The organism is Pacificispira sp. HM-600 (genome assembly GCF_977993705.1).
This window is the reverse complement of record NZ_OZ388079.1, coordinates 2,029,615-2,045,640: the sequence shown is the minus strand read 5'-3', so window position 1 is coordinate 2,045,640 and position 16,026 is coordinate 2,029,615. Positions and strand designations below refer to the sequence as shown.

Below are 16,026 nucleotides of genomic sequence, written 5' to 3'. Positions count from 1 at the left end.
GTCCCCGCCTGCGAGACAAGCGCGAACGCTGAGCGCCCCAGCCCGAGGTCAACCGGCCGACTTGGCATGCACCCGACCGTCGTTCTGGTCGGCGTCAGCGTCGTCCGGTACCGCGTCCGCCTCGCCCGGTTCGAACTCGTCGTCGGGGTCGCTCTCAGCACCGACGAACTCGTCCGATTCGTCGTCGAAATCCTCTGAGTCCGACTCGAACTCGTCGGAATCCGAATCGGCAAGCTCGACGTCGTCCAACTCGGACTCGGCGACGCTGTCTAGCTCCTCATCGTCCAGTCCGGCATCGTCCAGTCCGATTTCATCCAACTCGGCGTCACGGTTCTCGCGCTCGAACTCGCCGTCGAGGGCCTCAACGCTATTGGTGCTAACAGCCACCTCGGACTGAGGCTGGGCCCCACTTACACCGACGGTAGCGGGCAGACCGGCACTCGCGCTCATTTCCGGGCGAGTGATATTGACGGCACCGATCGTTTTGACGCCCAAGCGTTCTAGTCGGTCGAGGGTCGCGCCCAGCAAAGTACGGGTGGTTGCGCCCGGGGCGAGTACCAGGAGCGCAGAGTCTGCCGCGAGCAGCGCTGCGTCGCCATCGGCGGATCCCGCCACGGCCGCGGCGATGATGACGTAGTCGAAATCTCGATGCAGTTCCTTGACCGTTGCCCGGAACGCTGTGGTCGCGGTGAGGTCATCGGAGCTGCCGACCCCATGTCCGGCCGTGAGGACGGAAATCCCTCTGTTGGTGACGAGAAGATCCTTCGCCGGTAGGCCGCTCAGAACCACCTCAGCCAGGCCTTCTCCCCCCCGTAGCCCGAGGAGCCCTTCGACAGATCGCTCCTGAGAATCCGTCGTGATGAGCAGCACACTGAATCGTGCCTCTGCAAGCACGAGCGCGAGATTGGTCGCGACCTGCGCGGAAAGATCGGTGTTGACTCCGGTGACGGCAAGGACATACGGGCGCGGTCCGTTCGCGATAAGCGCTGTCCGAAGTCGCCGATAGGACTCGTGAATTGCTGAGCCAGCGTCGACGGCAAGCTCTGTCCCACTCATGGGCCGGATTGCGGCCAACACAGGCACACCGAGTTCCGTCGCGTCATCCGACTCCCTCAGGAGGTCGCGACGCCACTCGCGCAAGAGCCCGATGCCCAGTCCTGCAATTGCGCCCAATACAAAGCCGACAGCCAGGTACAACCACGCTGGCAGTTGATTCGAGTCTTCGGGCAACGGAGCTGCGTTCACCACCGCGCCCGGATCGGTGCCGATCGACTCTTCCGTGCTTCGCGAGTTGCTCAACTGTGCGAGCCTGTCGGCCAGCAATTGCACCTGTTGCGATTCATACACTGACCCGCCGGATGCCGATTCTGCCCCGATCGCAGCTCTCAGGCTTGCGTCCGTCTCACCAATCTGCTCGTCTAGGCGCGCAATCCGTGATTCTTGGACGGCCCTTGAGCGCTCAGCGCGGAAACTCAGGTATCCGTCCGCAAACGCTTGGGCGCCCGCCATTGCCCGTTCTGGAGTCCCGGCAGTGAAGGAGATCTCAAGGATCTGAGTGTTCGACGGCACCGTGACCTCGAGGCTTTCGCCAGTGTCCGGAGTCAAACGTCCGAGCGCGTCGGACACGACGTCCGCCACGGCCGGAGTGCGAACAATTTGCGCTTCCGTCTCAAGCGCAACGGTCATCTGCACGACGCCCGCCGAGGAAGCTTCCGCTGTCAGGGGATTGCCGGGCCCGGGGCTAAGGAGCACGGCGGACGTCGACGTGTACGTCGACGGCATGGTGACGACATAAAGCGACGCAAGTCCGAGCGCGATCGCGATTGATGCCAGTATCACCTTGCGCTGATGCCGAACAAGACTGCCGATAGACGGAAGTCGCCGCGCGTTTTCCGATTGATCCACTGAACCCCCCCAGAGGTCATACGAAGCACGAGCCTACTGCATCCGCAGCGTAGCCACCGACCGAACCGATGGGCCCCTGGCCCGCAGCGATGCTGCCGGCGTTACGGCTCGCAGGTCACCGCGTCGCGCGACGGAAGCTCTTCCACGAGATCTTCTGCGTCCGCCATGGCTGCGCGAGCAGCGGATGCATCTCCGTTATCGAGACCCAAGATGGCAGCGTCCCACTTGTCGAAGATCGCCTGGGCGAGATCGATCGACGCACCCGAATCGGGATACTGCCGCTTGAGCGACTCGGTTTCGCCGAGCAGATCCGACAGGCCGACCAGGTTCGTCCTCAGGTTGTCGTCCGCGACAGCGACCCCGGCTTCGACGCTACGCAGTCCCTCGAAGTACTCCTGGTTCAGGTTGCACAGAATCCCGACGACGGTCGGAGGAGCCGCAGGCTCGTCCTCGTACTCGTACTCGGGCATGTTGTTGCCCGAGTCGACTGAATAGTCCGTGTCGTCGGCGGGAACATCATTCGGGTCCGTCGAGGTCGTCGGCGGAGGCTGCGTCGCGACAGCTTGCGGCGCCTCGGCGGCCGTGCAACCTGTGAGCGCGACCGCTGCAACCAGAGCGATGGCCACGGCCACCGCCTGCACTCGGCGTCGGATGATCATCAAGGCCCCACCACGGTGGGTGCGAGGAGGAGTGTCATCGACACGCCTCGTGCGCTGGCGGCATCGGTGGTAGCCACGAGACCGCCGTAGGGGCCCGCGCCGACGGTCTGAGAGGTGACGAGCGTGGTCACCCGACCACCACCCGTCCCGATCTGCGTCGACACGACGTCGACCCCACCCGGAGCGGTCCACCCCGTCGTGCTCGACGAACGGTCCGCCCAGAACGTCACGGCCACCCGCTCCGCACCGGCAGACGTAACCTGCGGAGAGGTATGCGTCGCCGTGTTCGCGGAAACCGCGGACTCCAACGCCTCGATCCCACCATCCAAGACACCCCGATACGCAACAAGCGTCACATCGGAACGCACCCCCGAAGGCACAGCGACCGCAACCTGCGAACCAGCCTCGGACCCATCAGCAACACGCGTGAACAGCGAGACCGCCAACGGACCAGACACCGTTTGCTCTTCCAAAACCCAACCAGCAGGAGCCGGGACTGAACCCGCCTGGTTCGCAGAGACGAACATCAGCAACAGATCACCGGCCTGAACCTCATCCGGAACATCCACCGCCGGGCTCGCAAGCGACCACACGGCAGACGTGCCCACCAACTCCGCAGCAGCCTCGACCGGTCCGGAACCATCCCCGACCTCCACCACATGCGTCACCGAACCCGTCAAACCGGACTCGTCAGTGACGGTCAACGTCACCGTGTACGAACCAGCGCCAGCGTACGTGTGCGAAGGCGCAACACCCGTTACCGCCCCCGATCCATCACCGAAGTCCCACGAATACGAGACAACCGAATCCCCACCATCCGGATCCGACGACCCCGACCCATCGAACGAGCACACCAACAACTCACACACCGGCGCCTCAATAACAGCAACAGGCGCCTGATTCGCCGGAGGCGCAACATCGCCCACGGTGGGTGCGAGGAGGAGTGTCATCGACACGCCTCGTGCGCTGGCGGCATCGGTGGTAGCCACGAGACCGCCGTAGGGGCCCGCGCCGACGGTCTGAGAGGTGACGAGCGTGGTCACCCGACCACCACCCGTCCCGATCTGCGTCGACACGACGTCGACCCCACCCGGAGCGGTCCACCCCGTCGTGCTCGACGAACGGTCCGCCCAGAACGTCACGGCCACCCGCTCCGCACCGGCAGACGTAACCTGCGGAGAGGTATGCGTCGCCGTGTTCGCGGAAACCGCGGACTCCAACGCCTCGATCCCACCATCCAAGACACCCCGATACGCAACAAGCGTCACATCGGAACGCACCCCCGAAGGCACAGCGACCGCAACCTGCGAACCAGCCTCGGACCCATCAGCAACACGCGTGAACAGCGAGACCGCCAACGGACCAGACACCGTTTGCTCTTCCAAAACCCAACCAGCAGGAGCCGGGACTGAACCCGCCTGGTTCGCAGAGACGAACATCAGCAACAGATCACCGGCCTGAACCTCATCCGGAACATCCACCGCCGGGCTCGCAAGCGACCACACGGCAGACGTGCCCACCAACTCCGCAGCAGCCTCGACCGGTCCGGAACCATCCCCGACCTCCACCACATGCGTCACCGAACCCGTCAAACCGGACTCGTCAGTGACGGTCAACGTCACCGTGTACGAACCAGCGCCAGCGTACGTGTGCGAAGGCGCAACACCCGTTACCGCCCCCGATCCATCACCGAAGTCCCACGAATACGAGACAACCGAATCCCCACCATCCGGATCCGACGACCCCGACCCATCGAACGAGCACACCAACAACTCACACACCGGCGCCTCAATAACAGCAACAGGCGCCTGATTCGCGAGGATCTCGACGTCGACACTTGTCGAGCCAGTAGTTCCGAACTCGTCGGTCACCGTCAAAGTGACTGTGTACGAGCCCTCCGCGAAAGTGTGCGAAGCGGTTGCGCCCGATACAGGGGCGGAGCCGTCTCCGAAGTCCCACGAGTAGGACTCGATTGCGTCATCGGGATCCGCAGACCCCGAGCCGTCGAACACGCATTCCAAACGGTCGCACACGGGATCAGCAATCAGTGCCACGGGCGCCATATTCTCGACCACGACGAGCTCGGAGGAGACGGATCCGGAAGCGCCGCGGTTGTCGATTACGGTAAGCGTGACGTCGTATGTTCCCTCCTCGAACGTGTGAGAGACATTCGCTCCCGAGACAGCCTCAGAACCGTCGCCAAAGTTCCAGGCGTATGACGTGACAGTGCCGTCGGGGTCCGAGGACCCGGATCCATTGAAGGAGCAATCAAGGCGGTCACAATCGACGTTGATGACAGCTTCCGGAGCCACATTCGCTACGGGCTCGGGACCGGCTCCGAGGAACAGGGCGCGACCGCGCCAGTCCACCCCGTCTATCGCCGGCCCACTCACGACGACAGGGGATCCGACTGTCGCTGCGCCATCCCAAGCAACACGCGAGAGCGAGCCGTTGGATGCGGTTACGAAATACAGATTCTCTGCGGTCTCGTCGAAGAACACGCCCGCCAACGCGCCGGAGCTGAACACTGGTGCCTCTCGAACAGCTTGAGAGAGCACGCCGCTGTCGGGCGAGAATGCCCGCGAGAAGAGCCGGTTCGACCCGGATCGCGTGTAGTAGAGCCGTCCACTCTCGTAGGCCATCCCCGAGACAGTAGCGATGTCGTTATAGAACGACGGTCTCGTGCCTCGGTATGTCTGGCCGGATCCCGTGGCCACCTCGCTCCAGTACGGGTCGTTGTATGGGTCGATCGCTGACGCCGGACCGTAAGTCTCGCCGTTGAAGGTGCGCTTGAGCAGCTGCCGGTCAGCCGTTCCGTAGAACAACTGGCCGTCGATGACAACCGCACCCCGAACACTCGCCCAGTCGATGTCGCCCGCGGGAGCAGCCGCGACCGGCTCGACGACAGGAGAACCCGTGAACCAGACCCTCGACAGACCCGTGATCTGTGCCTCCGGCCCGGTGGAGGGCACACTCTCGAGGATCTCGATTCCGTTGACCAGCGGGTTCTCAACCGCGTGGAGCCACTCGAGGTTGATCGTGCCATCCGAGGTGACAGTGAACGATCGCATCGTCCCCACCTGGTTGCCGACATCCCCGGCGATGTCGTAATTGTCCAGGACGGTCTGGCCTTCGAGTCGCACATCGAATGCTCGCTGTCCAGCAAGACTGGTGCAATCGCAGCGGTTCGCAAGGTAGAGGCGGACGACTACCTCTTTTCCGCTCACCACGGGGAAGGACCATGCCATCTCATTGGCGTCGTTGGGATCCCAACGCTCAGTGTTGAAAAGCTCAAGAGGCGTCGTCGTCGGAACGGTGGCATCAACTGTCAATGAGCCGGTCGCATACCCCGCGGAGTTACTGCCTGAATTGCGGTAGGGGCTGGTTCCCCCGTCGTCGCCTGTCCAGGCTGGGCCCGAGTCGCCCGATTGCAGCGTCGGGCCTCCGGCGTTGACGCGGTAGAGCGGTGCTCCGGCGCCGGCAACCGGCGGGGCCGCGATCTTGTAAACGTTAGAGGGAAGATCGCCGGTGTTGCCCGCGCCGAGCTGCACGCCGCCCGTAAGGGGGAAGTAGGCGATCCGCGGACGCTTGTACGTGTAGTGACCGATCTGCTCGGTGTCGCTACCGACCCACAGCCCGGTGTCGCTGACGAGGAACGATTCCGCGCCCGCGCCTCGAGGGCTTCGGCCCGGGTTCCACGCGATTGGCACGCCAGACTGAACGTCGACTGCGCCGAGGCCCGGCCGCGGGACCGCGCCCGGAGCGGGGTTGTCCCGCCCGCCTGCATTGTTCATCCAACGCTGGTGACCGCCCGCGTAGACAGCCGAGCCGCTCGACGCGACACTCAGGATTGTGTCGCCGCCCGTATCGTCAATCCACTCGGGTTGCACGGACTGGCCAGTATTCGCCACGTTCCAGCGGCTGACCGTATCGCAGAGCGATCCCGGCGTAGGCCCACCAGTCGAACCGACAAGGAAGTAGTTACCATCCGGCGACGTAGCGACATCTCGCACGTATGTATCGAATGCGTTGCTGAAACACGCCGGCGCAAACCTGTCCGTCTTCCAGTCCGCACGAACCTGCGCGGTCCCGCCGGTCAGGTCGATCAGGACCATCTGCCGACGCTCGAGCCCGTCCGCCTTGCGAAAGTTACCTATCACAGCCATCTGGTCACCTTGCGGGGTGACGGCGATCTTCTTCGCACCCACGCCTGCCTGCGCCTGACCGGGCTGTCCTGTGTAGTTCTGGTTCTCCGTCAGATTCACGGAGAGGAAGCTCTCGCGGGCGCCGGTCGTAGCGTTCAGCGCGACCAGACCTCCGTGAGGCTGATTGCCAACGGAGGTGAAAAGTCCGCCGACATACAGACGATTCTCGATCAGTTGGAGATCGTTCACTGCGCCATTCATCGAGGGAGCGGTGAACCCGGGAACTAGCTGTCCTGTGGTGAGATTGAGAAGCACGACCTTGCGCGTCACCCCGTTGACACCCTGGAAGGAACCGCCGAGAAATACCGTGTTGGCGGTGGGACCCTGCTCGACCGCTCGCACGTCGCCGTTGGCGACGCTGGGAGCGAAGTTCGTGTTGATTGCGCCGTTCGTGGCACTGAAGGCCACGACCCCGGCCCGGTTCAACACTGGCGTGCCGCTCGCCGGACTCACTTGCGAGAAGCTGCCACCGACAACGACAGTGTTGCCGATCTGGGCGATATCGAAAACTCGCCCGTCGCGAATCTGCGGCGTCCATGCGACAGGGACAGTGCTAACGACTCGATCGTGTGCAGCCCTTGGCGACACGATAGCGGCCTGCACGATCGATGACGCATCGGCGGTCAAAGCTGACGCGCTACCTGGCGCTGCAACAACACCTGTCGCCACCACGCCCAGAACGGCCACCACAGATATGGCCCACGCCAAGGGCGAACGGCTCCCAAAAAAAAGCTTCACTAGGTTCCCCAACCACCTCGAACGCCTCCCCCCAGCGGAGAGTCGAGTGAAGCTAAGTGTGCCCTATGAGCCGCATCTCAGGCAACCGTCAGTTTTCTGACGCATTGTTCGCGTGCGCGCTACGACGGTGAGAGGACCGTCTCAGCCCTTCACCAATGCCGCCCACGCCTCGATCGACGCCTCGTCCTCGAGGGTGAAGTCGCCGTTGATCCCGACCCCGTGAAAGTAGGTCACGAACAGCGCGCCGTTCCGCTCCGAGTACTCGCCGATGGCGCGCAGCCACGCGGCGCGCCCCGCGCCCGAGCTGTCTCCCTCCATCAGGCGACTTCCCATCTCTGCAATAGCCCAAGGCCTACCATCGACCGCCATCTTCGCCACGATGTGTGCTAACAGAGCTTCGGGGCCATCGTAGGTCGTGCGCTCCAGGTCGAACAGAGCATTGTAGGGATCGAACGCGAGGACATCCACGTAGTCCGGTCCCGGATCGTACGCGCGATAGTCCCGTTGCGAACCAGGATTCATCGTCCACTCCGTGAGAATCAGCGTGGAGTGCATATTCGGCTTGCACGACTCGTCCGCAATCGCCGCGAGGCGTTCCCACGCGGCGCGATACTGCTCGGTCGTGAAGTCCCCCGCGGCAATATCGTTCTCAGGCTCATGGAAATACGACCAGTAGATCGTCTGATCATCTGGCGCGGACGCGAACCACTCACGGAAGTACGCGTCATGATCACCAGCGACGATCTCGCTCGGTGGTGCTTTGAAGGACAGAACAAGGGTGCGATCCTTCAGGAGTTCAGCTTTCGCGCTTGACCAGCTGAAGGGAAGCCCGGGCGAAAAATGTCGTACGGCCCCGACCGAGCCGACGGGAACCCCCAGGGCGAAGCCGCGGACCACCGTCACGGAACCGAAAGTGCGATCGATGTCCCGGAGCGCCTGCTCCAACGTCTGCCCGACCGGATAGACCGTCGTCCCAAACTCGGTCCCGGTGGGTGGTGGTGCGTCGCATCCCGAGGAATCTCTGCGCGAGCTGTCCGCATCACTACCGGAGATGGGTGGCGAGCACCCCACGGCGCCCACCGCGACGAAGAACACAAGGAGCGTCGCAAGCGACTGCCGAAACCGCGAAGAGGTGAGACTCAATCGAGACCGCTCTCACTCCACATGGATGACTCCGCGCTGCGTGAGCAGAGACACGACCGCACCCACACACTGCTCGACAGAGAGCGCTGACGTGTCTATCGAGAGGTCGGCGTCCTCGGGAATCTCGTACGGTGAATCGATTCCGGTGAAGTCGGTGATCAAGCCCGCGCGGGCCTTCGCGTACAGACCCTTTCTATCCCGTCCTTCCGCCACCGCGAGCGGAGTCGAAACGTAGACGAGCAAGCAGGGTGATGCCGGTTCGATCTTCGCGCGCATCGCGGCGCGTGAAGAAGCGAATGGCGCGATCGGGGCGCATATCGCCAGGCCGCCCGCCTCTGCGACTCGCGCCCCCACCCAGGCTTGTCGCTGAAGGTTGCGGTCACGGTCCTCGGGGCTGAATCCCAGTTCGGATGCCAACTCGGCTCGCACGTGGTCGCCGTCAAGGAGCACGACTCGACGGGTTGTGCTCCTCGCGATCTCCTCGGCGACCGCGCGAGCGATGGTCGACTTTCCTGCGCCGGACAAGCCGGTGAAGAGCACAACCGCGCCGCGCACGTCCTCCTCGACCACGCGACGGAAATCGAGGATCTCCGTCGCACCTCGTGCGAGGATCACTTCTCGCGTGACGTCCTCGCTGACATCCCCCAACTCCACGCGGGGAACAAAGAAGACGCGGGTGTCCGGCCGCAACAGTGCACATTCCTCCAGCGCGCTGACGAGGCGCGCGGAAGCGCCGCTGTCCAGCGATCCCTCGGCGACCAGGTCTAGCTGCCCGGCCTCCGCCGCGGCGACGGCTCGCAGTACGTCGGCGGGATGAATCACCCCACCGAACAGCGCGACGGTGTGGCCGGAGAGGTCGGAGTCCGCGGACAGTCGGAGGGTTCGAGCGGGACCGTGCTCAGGGCGCTTCAGGGGATGGAGAGTCCCCGAGACCCACGTCCGCCCGGCGGCCTCCGTCGTTGTCTCCGAGATGGAGAGAATCGCTAGGGGCGTGTTCTCCTGATCGGAGAGGATGACCTCGGCGGCACTCTTCCGAAGCTGTTCGGTCAGGACTAAGTGCGGGACCACCGGCCAGCCTTCCGGGACGTCTCCGGGCAGGCGGTAGCCGTCCACCTGGGGAAGGAGCCTCGCTAGAAGGATCTCGAGGCCCTCGAGTCTCGAGCCATCGAGTGCCACTCTCACGGTCGTCTCACTCACTGTGCACCTCCCGACGGCGGTTTCGATGATGGGTCATCAGCGGGTCTGGGCACGCGGTCCACCCCGCCGCGAGGCGGTCCGGCGCCCCGGTCTTCCGCGGCGACCGCCTCACGCCCTTGTCGTTTCCTGCGCATCTCCACACTCGCGAGCGCCGGGAAGCCCAGGCGATGCCGGATGAGCATCCAGACGAGCGGCCCCCCGATAAATGCAATGAGCAAGATGATGCCGATCTCGATGTTTCCCACACCCAAGAGCGCCAGCCCGGACGCCAAGAGGACGAACGCCAGCGCCCGGCGCACGAGCCCGCCGGGGAGTCTTGCCGACAGCTGCGCTCCGATGAACGCACCCGGGACGCTCCCGATGATGAGGGGAATCGAGATGGCCAGGTCCAGGTCGCCGAACAGCGCATGGCCGAGCGCGGCTGACGCAACGAGCGGGACGGCTTGAACCAGGTCGGTGCCGACGAGCTGGCTCGCCTTCAGCCCGGGGTACAGCATCATCAGACCGATGATGATCAGCGACCCGGAGCCCACCGAGGTCATCCCGACGATCAATCCACCAACGATCCCGAGGATGACTGTCGGGAGGATCTTCACCTGGACTTCGGGACGCTCTTGCGGCAGCGGGGCTCCCCTGCCGTTCCGGCTTCGCGCGCGCTCAACCAGGCGCATATACGCGCGCACCATCAGCATCGCGGCGGTGAAGAGAATCGCACATCCCAATGCGATTTTGACGACGTTCTGCACATCCTCGCCGTCGCCGAGCGCCTTCAGGATGAGCACGCCCACAAACGCCGACGGCACAGAACCGAGGCAGAGCCAACCAACGAGTTTCAAATTCACGGTGCCTCGGCGCAGATGGACCGCCGACCCGACAGGTTTCATCACTGCGCTCGCGACGAGATCGCTGGACACCGCAGTCAGCGGCGAAACCCCGAAGAACAGCACGAGCATCGGGGTCATCAACGCTCCGCCGCCCATGCCCGTCAGGCCAACCACAATTCCGACGGCAAACGCGCCGATGAGAAGCCCCAGGTCCATGGTTGGCATTGTTACACAGGCCGACGCTGAGATCCGCGGCGTCGCGGGAACGCGGAATCCACTACAGTGTCAAATTCACGAGTGGTGCGTTTCCGGGGGAGCGCACCCTTCGATTCCAGCCTGGGGGGGCCATGGACGATCACGCACTTGCCGCGCACCTTGCGCGCGAGGCCGGATCTCTTCTGCGAGAGCTGCAGAAGGGCGCGCCGGCCGAACTCATCGGCACGGCCGAGCTGAAGGACCAGGGCGACGCTGAGAGTCAGGCATTTCTTGCCGCCGCGCTAGATGCCAACCGTCCCGACGACGCCGTTCTGTCGGAGGAGGCCGCCGAAGATTCACGTCGGGCTGCGGCTGATCGGGTGTGGATAATCGACCCACTCGACGGCACACGCGAATTCTCCGAAGGACGCGACGACTGGGCCGTACACGTCGCGCTCTGGCAGGAGGGCGCGCTCGTCGCCGGGGCAGTCGCCCTTCCCGGCATAGACACCGTCCTGACCACGGATGTCCCGGCGCGGACGTGGGAAGCCCCGCCACGCATCCGACTCGCCGTCTCGCGCAGCCGCGCCACCGCACTCGTGGCGGCACTCGCCGAAGACGTCGACGCCGAGCTGGTGCCGATGGGGTCCGCCGGCTTCAAGGTCGGGGCTGTCGTGCGCGGCGAGGTCGACGCCTACGTCCACACCGGCGGGCAGTACGAATGGGACTCGGCCGCGCCGGTCGCGGTGGCACGCGCCACCGGACTGCACACCTCGCGGGTCGATGGCTCGGAGTTGCGCTACAACGCCGAGAATCCGTACCTACCCGACTTGATAGTCTGCAATCCCCTGCTCGCAGAGGATTTGTTGCGCCGACTGAATGCACTCTTGGAGAGGGATGCCCAATGATCGAAACGGATGATGTCCCGCAGTACGGACTCACCCAGCTGGACTATCTGGAGGCGGAAGCGATCTTTATCATCCGCGAGATCGTCGCGGAGAACGAAAGTCCCGCCATGCTCTTCTCCGGCGGCAAGGACTCGATCGTCATGCTGCACCTCGCTGCCAAGGCGTTCGCACCAGGCCCCGTTCCCTTCCCCGTCGTTCATGTTGATACGGGACACAACTTCGATGAGGTCATCGAGTTCCGCGACCGGCGAGTCAGCGAACTGGGCGTACGCCTCATCATCGGGTCGGTACCGGAAGCAATCGCCGCTGGTCACGTCCGCGAGGAGCCGAACGGTTCACGCAACCGTATCCAGACCCCGGTTCTCCTGCAGACGGCAGAGCAACACCGTTTGTCTGCTCTGATGGGGGGCGCGCGACGCGATGAAGAGAAGGCACGCGCGAAAGAGCGTGTGTTCTCCTTCCGTGACGAGTTCGGCCAATGGGACCCGAAGAACCAGCGACCCGAACTCTGGTCTCTTTACAACGGACGAATCCACCCGGGAGAGAGCATCCGGTGCTTCCCGATCTCCAACTGGACCGAACTTGATATCTGGGACTACATCGCCCGCGAAAAGATTGAGGTTCCTTCCATCTACTACGCGCACCAACGTGACGTGTTCCTTCGCGACGGAATGTACTTCGCTGTCAACCAGCATTGCCAACCGAAGGCCGGCGAAGAGGTCTTCCAGGAGACGGTCCGCTACCGCACTGTTGGGGACGCGACGCTCACCGCAGCCGTGCTCTCCACCGCGGCAACCCCGGAGGAAGTCGCGGAAGAGGTCGCGGCGAGCAGAATCACCGAGCGCGGGGCGACCCGAGGCGACGACAAGGTAAGCGAAGCGGCGATGGAAGACCGCAAGAAGGAAGGCTATTTCTGATGGACATCCTTCGATTCGCAACGGCGGGATCCGTCGATGACGGCAAAAGCACGCTGATCGGTCGTCTGCTCTACGACTCCAAGGCTATCTTCAGCGATCAGCTCGAAGCAGTCGAACGCACGAGCGTGCAGCGCGGCGATGAATATACCGACCTCGCTCTCCTAACCGACGGCCTGCGCGCTGAACGTGAGCAGGGCATCACTATCGACGTCGCCTACCGCTACTTCGCCACGCCGAAGCGGAAGTTCATCATCGCGGACACCCCGGGGCACATCCAGTACACCCGGAACATGGTGACCGGTGCATCGACGGCCGACTTGGCGATCATCCTGGTCGACGCCCGCAAGGGACTTCTCGAGCAGAGCCGGCGCCATGCCACGATCGTCTCCCTGCTACGAGTGCCGCACGTCGTCCTCGCGATCAACAAGATGGATCTGGTCGGATGGTCTCAGGAAATTTTCGACCAGATCAGCGCCGACTTTGTGGACTTCGCCGCGAAGCTTGACTTCACTGACGTCACGACAATCCCCCTGTCCGCGCTGACAGGGGACAACGTCGTCAACCGCTCGGACAAGATGGACTGGTACGCGGGTACGTCCCTGCTTCACCACCTCGAGAACGTGTACATCGCGAGCGACCGCAACTTCGTCGACGTCCGCTACCCGGTTCAATACGTGATTCGTCCGCAGAACGGCCGCGGGGACTATCGGGGGCTCGCGGGGCAGGTCGCCGGTGGTGTGTTGCGCCCGGGCGATGATGTCATCGTTCTTCCCAGTGGTCTGCCCTCACGCATCAAGGCGATTGATACCGCCGACGGCGAGGTCACCGAAGCGTACCCACCGATGTCGGTGACGGTGCGGCTCGAGGACGAAGTCGATGTTTCGCGAGGTGACATGATCAGCCGGCCCAACAATCAGCCGCAGTCGACGCAAGATATCGACGCAATGATCTGTTGGATGGACACAACTCCCCTCGTACCGGGCGCGAAGTACGCCATCAAGCACACGACACGTACCGCGCGAGCACTCGTCAAGGAGTTGAAGTACGAGTTGGACATCAACTCGTTGCACCGCTCGATGACGCCAGGCTCTCTCGAACTCAACGCAATTGGTCGAGTCGTGCTCCGAACTACCCAACCGCTCCTCGTGGACCCGTATCGGCGCAACCGCCAGACGGGATCATTCATCCTGATCGACGAAAGCTCAAACCGAACTGTCGGAGCAGGGTTCATCACCGAGAACTGAGGGACTGGTCGGAGCGCCGTAAACGACGCTCCGACCTCCCAGCGGTTCTAGGCTGGACAGATGACGACCGAGACTCCCGCCGAAACCATCACGATGTTCGGAGCCGATTGGTGCCGTGACTGCATCCGCACCAAGAAGCAGCTTGACGAACTCGGTGTCGCGTACACGTATGTCGATCTCGTCGCGGACCCGTCCGCCGCGGATGTGGCGCGCGACATCTCGGGACGCACCAACATTCCGGTCGTTCTGTATCCGGATGCCTCGTTCCAGGTGGAGCCGTCGAACGCCGACGTCGAGTCGAAACTCCGTGAGCTCGATCTCGTCTGACCCGGTCGCTGTCGCCCTCGACGACGACATAGCAGCCCTGCAGACCGGGCTCCCCTCCTGGATTCACCTCACGCTCGCGCAGCGCGCTCGTCTTCTCGAGCGCGTGCGCGCGAGCGTTGTCGCCTGCGCGCAGGAGTGGGCCGAGCAGGCCGCGCTCATCAAGGGGCTCGATAACCGGCATCCGCTCCGTGGCGAGGAGTGGCTGAGTGGTCCGTACGCGGTGATCGTGGCGCTGGACGCATATGTTCGCACCCTCTCGGAGCTGAGCGCTGGACGGAGTCCGATCGACGCGCTCACACTCGGGTCCGCGCCGGGTGGACGCGTGACGGTGCCCGCGTTCCCGGCGACCCGAGCGGACGCCCTCTTGCTGTCCGGATTCACGGCAGAGGTCTGGCTGCAACCCGGCGTGACAGAGCAGGACGCACGGAAGAAGGCAGGGCTCGGCCAGCGGCATCCGTCCGACGCGGGTGGCGTCGGCCTGGTTCTCGGCGCCGGCAACGTGACGGCGATCCCGGTGCTCGATGTGCTGTACGAACTCGTCGCCGGCAACCGCGTCGCCATCCTCAAGCTCAACCCGACGATGGATTCTCTCGCGCCGATCTTCCGGCGAGCGCTCGCACCTCTGATCGCGGCGGGGTTCCTGCGCATCGTCACGGGCGACGGCTCGGTCGGCGCGGCCCTGACCAGTCACGCGGGCATCGACCATGTGCACATCACCGGATCCGAGGCGACGTTCGACGTCATCGTCTGGGGCACCGGTGAAGAAGCCCAACGTCGCCGACGCGACGATGACCCGGCGATGCCCAAACCGATCACCGCCGAGCTCGGCGGGGTCTCGCCCGTCATCGTCGTCCCCGGCGAGTGGACGACGGCAGACCTGCGCTTTCAGGCCGAGCACGTCGTGACGATGCGCCTGCAGAACGCTGGACACAACTGCATCGCGGGCCAGATCGTCGTCATCTCACGGGACTGGGCGCAGCGCGGGGCGTTCCTTTCGGAGCTTCGCGCCGCGTACCTGCGCGCACCGCACCGCCCGACCTGGTACCCGCACGCGCCCGAGCGCGTCGCGCAGGCTGCCACGGATTCCCCGGTCGCGGAAACGTACGACGGTGGCGGCGAGCGCGTCCTCATGGTGATCGACGCGGAAGAGGATGCCTCGGCGCTCGAAACCACGGAGTACTTCGCCCCGATCCTCGGCGTCATCGATCTGCCCGGCACGGGTCAGGCCTTCCTCGACGCGGCAGTCGCCTACGCGAACGACCGTCTGACGGGAACGCTCGGCGCAAACCTCCTCATCGACCCCGACACCCGAGTCTCGCTCGGCTCGGGCTTCGACGAGGCGATCGCCGAACTGCGCTACGGCGCGATCGCGATCAACGCCTGGACGGGCTTCAACTTCCTGCTCGCGAACGGGACGTGGGGCGCGTACCCGGGCGGAACGCTCGAGGACGTCGGCAGTGGGATCGGGATCGTCCACAACGCCCTGTTGCTCGAAGATGTCGAGCGAACGGTCGTCCAGGGTCCGTTCCGACCGTTCCCCCGCTCGGTCGGCACGATCACCGACCCCGCGGAGCGCACCGTGCTACCGAAACCACCCTGGTTCGTCACCGCGCGGACCGGCGCCGAGGTGAGCGAGGGGTTCACGCGCTACCAGATGACGGGCAACGCTGCGGGGCTCGCGCGTACCCTGGCGCTGGCGCTGCGCGCATAGCTCGTCGCTTCGACAGGCTCAGCGACCGCCGTGCTCCATTCGCGAGAGACGAG

11 protein-coding genes are annotated in these 16,026 nt (G+C 64.3%); 5 read left to right on the top strand and 6 right to left on the bottom strand.

Going from position 1 to position 16,026, the window contains the following annotated elements:
- Nucleotides 1-48: 48 nt before the first annotated feature.
- The 6 genes from ACXZ1E_RS09665 to ACXZ1E_RS09640 all read right to left on the bottom strand — a co-directional run bounded on the left by ACXZ1E_RS09665 (nucleotide 49) and on the right by ACXZ1E_RS09640 (nucleotide 10,887).
- Complete coding sequence (locus tag ACXZ1E_RS09665) at nucleotides 49-1,905, bottom strand: Wzz/FepE/Etk N-terminal domain-containing protein (RefSeq protein WP_458040311.1); 1,857 nt, start codon at nucleotides 1,903-1,905, stop codon at nucleotides 49-51.
- Between the two features lie 101 nt (nucleotides 1,906-2,006).
- Nucleotides 2,007-2,531 carry a hypothetical protein gene (locus ACXZ1E_RS09660; RefSeq protein WP_458040310.1) on the bottom strand — a complete coding sequence of 175 codons (525 nt, stop codon included), beginning with the start codon at nucleotides 2,529-2,531 and terminating at the stop codon, nucleotides 2,007-2,009.
- 32 nt (nucleotides 2,532-2,563) lie between these two features.
- Nucleotides 2,564-7,177, bottom strand: coding sequence for a PKD domain-containing protein (locus ACXZ1E_RS09655; protein ID WP_458040309.1), 4,614 nt, complete (start codon nucleotides 7,175-7,177; stop codon nucleotides 2,564-2,566).
- A 471-nt stretch (nucleotides 7,178-7,648) separates the two neighbouring features.
- Nucleotides 7,649-8,410, bottom strand: coding sequence for a hypothetical protein (locus tag ACXZ1E_RS09650; protein WP_458040308.1), 762 nt, complete (start codon nucleotides 8,408-8,410; stop codon nucleotides 7,649-7,651).
- 252 nt (nucleotides 8,411-8,662) lie between these two features.
- Complete coding sequence (gene cysC, locus ACXZ1E_RS09645) at nucleotides 8,663-9,847, bottom strand: adenylyl-sulfate kinase (protein ID WP_458040307.1); 1,185 nt, start codon at nucleotides 9,845-9,847, stop codon at nucleotides 8,663-8,665.
- Complete coding sequence (locus tag ACXZ1E_RS09640) at nucleotides 9,844-10,887, bottom strand: sulfite exporter TauE/SafE family protein (RefSeq protein ID WP_458040306.1); 1,044 nt, start codon at nucleotides 10,885-10,887, stop codon at nucleotides 9,844-9,846. Before ACXZ1E_RS09640 ends, cysC begins: the two co-directional genes overlap by 4 nt.
- A gap of 131 nt (nucleotides 10,888-11,018) precedes the next feature.
- On the opposite strand from ACXZ1E_RS09640, the gene ACXZ1E_RS09635 reads away from it, so the two are divergent.
- From ACXZ1E_RS09635 to ACXZ1E_RS09615, 5 genes are read left to right on the top strand one after another with little or no spacing between them, the layout of a single operon-like run.
- Entirely contained in the window at nucleotides 11,019-11,774 is a 756-nt protein-coding gene (locus ACXZ1E_RS09635) for a 3'(2'),5'-bisphosphate nucleotidase CysQ (RefSeq protein ID WP_458040305.1), read from the top strand.
- Entirely contained in the window at nucleotides 11,771-12,691 is a 921-nt protein-coding gene (gene cysD, locus ACXZ1E_RS09630; protein ID WP_458040304.1) for a sulfate adenylyltransferase subunit CysD, read from the top strand. The genes ACXZ1E_RS09635 and cysD overlap by 4 nt, the downstream gene beginning before the upstream one ends.
- Nucleotides 12,691-13,935, top strand: coding sequence for a sulfate adenylyltransferase subunit CysN (cysN, locus tag ACXZ1E_RS09625; RefSeq protein WP_458040303.1), 1,245 nt, complete (start codon nucleotides 12,691-12,693; stop codon nucleotides 13,933-13,935). The genes cysD and cysN overlap by 1 nt, the downstream gene beginning before the upstream one ends.
- A 60-nt stretch (nucleotides 13,936-13,995) precedes the next feature.
- Nucleotides 13,996-14,262: a glutaredoxin domain-containing protein gene (locus ACXZ1E_RS09620; protein ID WP_458040302.1), complete on the top strand. Its 267-nt coding sequence runs from the start codon at nucleotides 13,996-13,998 to the stop codon at nucleotides 14,260-14,262.
- A complete protein-coding gene (locus tag ACXZ1E_RS09615; RefSeq protein ID WP_458040301.1) occupies nucleotides 14,243-15,973 on the top strand; it encodes an aldehyde dehydrogenase family protein in 1,731 nt (576 codons plus the stop codon). Before ACXZ1E_RS09620 ends, ACXZ1E_RS09615 begins: the two co-directional genes overlap by 20 nt.
- Nucleotides 15,974-16,026: the final 53 nt, after the last annotated feature.